A 5625-nucleotide genomic window follows, 5' to 3' on the forward strand; every position below is an offset into this window, starting at 1 on the left:
GGCGGGGGCGGGTGCGGGGGCGGGTGCGGGTGCGGGTGCGGTACGACGGCCGACGGCGGTTTCGGGGCCGGGGGCGGCACGTCGGCCGGCGTCGGTGTCACCGCCGGGGTCGGTACGACGAGCGGAACCGATGCTGCCGCCGGACGCGGCACAGCCCTCAGGAGCGGGACCCCCACCGCGGACCGCGTCGTCCCCGCCGGGCCCGACCGCGCCAGTGACGGCCGCCCCGGGCCCGGCCACACCGGTCATGGCCGCATCGCCACCGACCCCACCGGACCCGACCGCTCCAGCCCCGGCCACATCGCTACCGGCCCCACCGGACCCGACCGCAGCGCTCCCGGCCCCACCGGACCCGACCGCAGCGCTCCCGGCCCCACCGGACCCGACCGCAGCGGTCCTGGCCGTATCGGTCCTGGCCGTATCGGTCCTGGCCGTATCGGTCCTGGCCGTATCGGTCCTGGCCGTATCGGCCGAACGGGTACCTTCCATGCGGCCGACGCTACAAGCGGCCGGCGGTGCGGCGCTCCTGTCGATCGTCAGGTGTCCTGGCCTCCCCCGGGTGGCGGTGCACCCGTGCGGTGGTCCTCCCGTGGCAGGATCGGAGGGTCATGACTGCGCCTACGAAGCCCTCGCACGACGGCCCCTGCGACCCCGCCGCGGCCCCGGCCGTCCCCGCGCCCCCGACCGCCACCGACCAGGTGACCGCCGCCACCGGCACCGGCCGGACGTCCGCCGCCGCTGGGACCGGTGAGCGGGCCGTGTCCGGTGTGTCGCTGCACGCCCCCGTCATCGACTGGTTCGACGAGCACGCCCGCGACCTGCCGTGGCGGCGTCCGGAGGCCGGCGCCTGGGGCGTGATGGTCAGTGAGTTCATGCTCCAGCAGACTCCGGTGAACCGTGTCCTGCCCGTGTACGAACAGTGGCTGGCCCGCTGGCCGCGCCCCGCCGACCTGGCCGCCGAGGCGCCCGGCGAGGCCGTCCGCGCCTGGGGCCGGCTGGGCTACCCGCGCCGCGCCCTGCGCCTGCACGGCGCCGCCGCGGCCATAACGGAACGGCACGGCGGCGACGTACCGGCGGACCACGCCCAGCTGCTGGCGCTGCCCGGCATCGGCGAGTACACGGCCGCCGCGGTCGCCTCCTTCGCCTACGGCCAGCGGCACCCCGTACTGGACACCAACGTCCGCCGGGTCTTCGCCCGTGCGGTCACCGGCGTGCAGTACCCGCCGAACGCCACCACCGCCGCCGAACGGAAGCTGGCGCGCGCACTGCTGCCGGAGGACGAGGCGGGCGCCGCCCGCTGGGCCGCCGCCTCCATGGAGCTGGGCGCACTCGTCTGCACGGCGAAGAACGAGTCGTGCCACCGCTGCCCGATCGCCGGCCAGTGCGCCTGGCGGCTGGCCGGCAAGCCCGCGCACGACGGGCCGCCGCGCCGCGGCCAGACGTACGCGGGTACCGACCGGCAGGTGCGCGGCAGGCTGCTCGCCGTGCTGCGGGAGGCGCACGGGCCGGTGCCTCAGGCGGCCCTCGACCAGGTGTGGCACGAACCGGTCCAGCGCGCCCGCGCCCTGGACGGACTCGTCGCCGACGGCCTGGTGGAACCGCTGGCGGACGGGCTCTACCGGCTGCCCCTGGGCTGACCCACAGCCGGCGCGGGGGCGGAACACAGCGGCGAGGTGACCCCGCGACGGCTTTCGTCACGGTGACATCGGGCCGCGCACGTCACCCCCGCCGGACAAATCACCCTTTACCGGCCTCAAGTCATCCATCGACTCGGCCCGTTGCCGCTTCCGTTACACAACCGACGGACAGCCGAGTGTTTGCCGAAGGCTGCTTCGCACAGCGCCGTGACAACGCTTCCCTACCTTCGTTCCTGTGCCCCGCAGGCACACGACGACAGGGACCACAGGCAGTGGGCCGGCGGTGACCAACCGCCGGAATTCGGGGATCGGAAGGCGGTTGACCATGGCGCAGGGCGAGGTGCTCGAGTTCGAGGAGTACGTCCGCACCCGGCAGGACGCGCTGCTGCGCAGCGCCCGGCGCCTGGTCCCGGACCCCGTCGACGCCCAGGACCTGCTGCAGACCGCGCTGGCCCGGACGTACGGCCGCTGGGAGACCATCGAGGACAAGCGCCTCGCGGACGCCTACCTGCGCCGGGTGATGATCAACACGCGGACCGAGTGGTGGCGGGCCCGGAAGCTGGAGGAGGTGCCGACCGAGCAGCTCCCCGAGTCCTGTGTGGACGACTCCACCGAGCAGCACGCGGACCGCGCCCTGCTGATGGATGTCATGAAGGTGCTCGCCCCGAAGCAGCGCAGCGTCGTGGTGCTGCGACACTGGGAGCAGATGTCAACGGAGGAGACGGCCGCCGCCCTCGGCATGTCGGCCGGAACGGTCAAGAGCACGCTGCACCGGGCGCTCGCCCGGCTCCGCGAGGAGCTGGTCGCCCGCGATCTGGACGCACGGGCGCTGGAGCGTGAGGAGCGGGAGCGTTGCGCGGCCTGACCGACGGTCGGACACCCGGGGAGGCCCGGAAGAACGTGCAGGCGACGAGTGCGGTGGTGGCCGTGTTCGTCGCCCTCGGCGTTTGCCTCTCCGGCTGCGGTGCCGGCGGCACCGGCGCCCGTGACGAGGGGCCGGCCCACGCGGACGCGGTCGGCAAGGCCGTCTCCTCCTCGCCCGCGGCGTCCCCGTCGAAGGCCCCCGACCGCGTGGACGCGGTGCGGCTCGTCAAGGCGGACCCCAAGGTCTCCCCGGAGGTCAAGCGCGAGCTGAAGCCGTGCGTCGCCGACGAGTATCCCGTCGACGTGTCCTACGGGAAGCTGACCGGAGGATCCGCCGAGGACGTCCTCGTCAACGTGCTGACGTGCGATGACGCAGTGGGTGTGGGCAGTTACGTGTACCGCCGGCAGGCCGGCGCGTACCAGAATGTGTTCAAGGCCGAGGAGCCCCCGGTCTATGCGGAGATCGACCGCGGCGACCTGGTGGTGACCAAACAGGTCTACGAGAAGGGCGACCGGGTGTCGAGTCCGTCCGGCGACAACGTGATCACGTACCGCTGGTCCTCCGACCGGTTCACCGAGGAGTACCGCACGCACAACGACTACAGCAACTCGGTCGGGGAGACTCCGGCGCCGGCTCCGGAGGGCTGACGCGGGCGGCACGTGAACCGATCGGTCCGTCCGCACCGATGGAAGGGCGACGGAGCCGCGACGGGGGGGAATGAACGCGACGCGCGCTCCGCGCGTCTGACGAGTGACCGCACACAAGGACTGAGAGCACCGGGATGGCAGAGCAGACCCACGTCCTGTTCGTCGAGGACGACGACGTCATCCGCGAGGCCACGCAGCTCGCCCTGGAGCGGGTCGGCTTCGTGGTCACCGCGATGCCCGACGGGCTGTCGGGCCTGGAGGCGTTCCGGACCGACCGCCCCGACATCGCACTCCTCGACGTCATGGTCCCCGGTCTCGACGGCGTCAGCCTGTGCCGCAGGATCCGGGACGAGTCCACCGTGCCGGTGATCATGCTGTCGGCGCGGGCGGACTCCATCGACGTCGTACTCGGCCTGGAGGCCGGTGCCGACGACTACGTCACCAAGCCCTTCGACGGGGCCGTGCTGGTCGCCCGCATCCGCGCGGTGCTGCGCCGCTTCGGCCACGCGGGCGGCGGCGACCGGGGGGACTCGGACGACGACGCGGACCACGGCGGGGTACTGACCTTCGGCGAGCTGGAGGTCGACACCGAGGGCATGGAGGTGCGCCGGGCCGGTCAGCCCGTGGCACTCACCCCGACCGAGATGCGGCTGCTCCTGGAGTTCTCCTCCGCGCCGGGCACCGTGCTCTCGCGCGACAAGCTCCTGGAACGCGTGTGGGACTACGGCTGGGGCGGTGACACCCGGGTCGTCGACGTCCATGTGCAGCGACTGCGCACCAAGATCGGCCAGGACCGGATCGAGACGGTCCGCGGCTTCGGCTACAAGTTGAAGGCCTGAGCGGGGACACAGGGATATGCGGGGGTTCTGCAGAGCCGCGCGGGAGAACCTGCGCCGCCTCACCACCACGCCACTGCGGCGCACGGGCATCCGTACGGGTCTGAGATGGAAGCTCAGCGCGGCCATCGCGCTGGTCGGCGCGCTGATCGCGGTCGCGCTGAGCCTGGTCGTGCACAACGCGGCCCGGGTGTCGATGCTGGACAACGCCCGTGACCTCGCCGACGACCGGGTCATGATCGCCCAGCGCAACTACGAGCTGTCCGGGCGGCTGAACTTCCCGAACGCCCAGATCGACGACCCCGGGCTGCCGGCGGAGCTGCGCAGGAAGATGGAGGCCGGGCGGCGGGCGACGTACGTGTCCGAGCGGCCGAACGGGGTGACGGACATCTGGGCGGCCGTGCCGCTCAAGGACGGGCACGTGATGTCGCTGCGCTCCGGGCTCACCGACCGCAGCGCCGACATCCTCAAGGACCTCGACCAGGCCCTGGTCATCGGCTCCATCGCGGTCGTCCTCGGCGGCAGCGCGCTCGGCGTGCTGATCGGCGGCCATCTGTCGCGCCGGCTGCGCAAGGCCGCCACCGCGGCCAACGAGGTGGCCAAGGGCGAGCCGGACGTCCGCGTACGGGACGCCATCGGCGGAGTCGTCCGGGACGAGACCGACGACCTCGCGTCCGCCGTCGACGCGATGGCGGACGCGTTGCAGCAACGGCTGGAGGCCGAGCGCCGGGTCACCGCGGACATCGCGCACGAGCTGCGCACCCCGGTGACCGGCCTGCTCACGGCCGCCGAGCTGCTGCCGCCGGGCCGGCCCACCGAGCTGGTGCTGGACCGGGCGAAGGCCATGCGCACGCTGGTGGAGGACGTCCTGGAGGTGGCCCGGCTGGACGGGGCCTCGGAGCGGGCCGAGCTGCAGGACATCATGCTGGGTGACTTCGTGACCCGCCGGGTGGCGGCCAAGGACCCGGACGTGGAGGTGCGGGTGATCCACGAGTCGGAGGTCACCACCGACCCCCGTCGCCTGGAACGCGTGCTGTTCAACCTGCTCGCCAACGCCGCCCGGCACGGCCGGCCGCCCGTCGAGGTGAGCGTCGAGGGCCGGGTGATCCGGGTCCGCGACCACGGCACCGGCTTCCCCGAGGACCTGCTCGCCGACGGTCCCAGCCGCTTTCGCACGGGCAGCTCGGACCGGGCCGGGCGAGGTCACGGACTCGGCCTGACCATCGCGGCCGGCCAGGCCCGGGTGCTGGGCGCCCGCCTCACCTTCCGCAACGTCCGGCCCGTCGGGGCACCCGGGCACGTACAGGCCGAGGGCGCGGTCGCCGTGCTGTGGCTGCCGGAACACGCGCCGACGAACACCGGGAGCTATCCGATGCTGCCGGACCGGTCGTCCCCGTCCCAGGACATGTCGTCCCGGGGCGCGTCCTGACGGAGGGCGCCCTGCTCCGGGTCGGGTCCGCCCGCGCGGGCCGGGGGCGGCGACGCCGCGGTTCCTGAGGCTGCCGGGGGAACCCGGCCAGCGGTCCCGGGGCTTCTCGTCGACACCGCCGCCGGTGCCTCCGTCGATGCCGGCACCCCCGCCGGTGCCGCCGTCGCCGCCGGTGCCGCCGGTGGCCGGCCCGCCGCGCCCGGTCTGCCCC

Annotated in this window: 5 protein-coding genes; all 5 read left to right on the forward strand. The window is 73.7% G+C overall.

The window, feature by feature from the left end:
• Positions 1-608 precede the first annotated feature (608 nt).
• The 5 genes from KUM32_RS25925 to cseC all read left to right on the forward strand — a co-directional run bounded on the left by KUM32_RS25925 (position 609) and on the right by cseC (position 5414).
• The gene (locus KUM32_RS25925) at positions 609-1637 is read left to right on the forward strand and encodes an A/G-specific adenine glycosylase (protein WP_254406141.1); all 1029 of its coding nucleotides are present in this window, start codon (positions 609-611) and stop codon (positions 1635-1637) included.
• A 325-nt stretch (positions 1638-1962) separates the two neighbouring features.
• Positions 1963-2502: a SigE family RNA polymerase sigma factor gene (locus KUM32_RS25930; protein WP_161166322.1), complete on the forward strand. Its 540-nt coding sequence runs from the start codon at positions 1963-1965 to the stop codon at positions 2500-2502.
• Complete coding sequence (locus tag KUM32_RS25935; protein WP_217144374.1) at positions 2490-3149, forward strand: hypothetical protein; 660 nt, start codon at positions 2490-2492, stop codon at positions 3147-3149. The genes KUM32_RS25930 and KUM32_RS25935 overlap by 13 nt, the downstream gene beginning before the upstream one ends.
• A 134-nt stretch (positions 3150-3283) precedes the next feature.
• Positions 3284-3988 (forward strand): two-component system response regulator CseB, encoded by a 705-nt coding sequence (gene cseB, locus KUM32_RS25940; RefSeq protein WP_217144375.1) that lies wholly within the window; start codon positions 3284-3286, stop codon positions 3986-3988.
• A gap of 16 nt (positions 3989-4004) precedes the next feature.
• Positions 4005-5414: a two-component system sensor histidine kinase CseC gene (gene cseC / locus KUM32_RS25945; protein WP_254406142.1), complete on the forward strand. Its 1410-nt coding sequence runs from the start codon at positions 4005-4007 to the stop codon at positions 5412-5414.
• Positions 5415-5625 lie beyond the last annotated feature (211 nt).

The organism is Streptomyces sp. AC627_RSS907, from assembly GCF_019049165.1.

Excerpts from the sequence above, each read along its gene's own strand:
- KUM32_RS25925 (WP_254406141.1), top strand. The coding sequence starts at position 609 with ATGACTGCGCCTACGAAGCCCTCGCACGACGGCCCCTGCGACCCCGCC.
- KUM32_RS25930 (WP_161166322.1), top strand. The coding sequence starts at position 1,963 with ATGGCGCAGGGCGAGGTGCTCGAGTTCGAGGAGTACGTCCGCACCCGG.
- cseB (WP_217144375.1), top strand. The coding sequence starts at position 3,284 with ATGGCAGAGCAGACCCACGTCCTGTTCGTCGAGGACGACGACGTCATC.
- cseC (WP_254406142.1), top strand. The coding sequence starts at position 4,005 with ATGCGGGGGTTCTGCAGAGCCGCGCGGGAGAACCTGCGCCGCCTCACC.